Genomic DNA, 294 nt, shown 5'->3' with positions numbered 1-294 from the left:
TGATCGCTCACGTCTAAGAATCGGCTGGACCACCACTTCGCCAGTGAAAACGCCAGTCTCTGAAGATGCCATTCGAGCTGTCCAGGAGGCAGTGACTTTTCTCCAAGATCTTGGCTATGACTGTCAGCCCTATGAAGATCCGATTGATGGCCGGCAGCTGATTGATAGTTATTATTTGATGAATGAAGGTGAAACCGCAGCCATGTTCGCCAGCATTGAACAATCAATCAAGCGTCCCGTCAAACAAAATGAGATTGAGCTGGTTACCTGGGTACTTTGGCAAGCCGGCAAAAA

The 294-nt window shown here is 48.3% G+C and carries 1 protein-coding gene; it reads left to right on the top strand.

Annotated elements, in window-relative coordinates; genetic code table 11:
* A partial coding sequence (locus P0G09_RS19650; RefSeq protein ID WP_342760583.1) for a hypothetical protein occupies window positions 1–294 on the top strand: 294 nt, incomplete at both ends.

This window comes from Faecalibacterium sp. DFI.5.82, from assembly GCF_029076575.1.
In the GTDB taxonomy this organism is placed as follows: Bacteria; Bacillota; Clostridia; order Oscillospirales; family Ruminococcaceae; genus Faecalibacterium; species Faecalibacterium duncaniae.
Note: the sequence above shows the minus strand (reverse complement) of the source record. Positions and strands in the feature narration are given on the sequence as shown.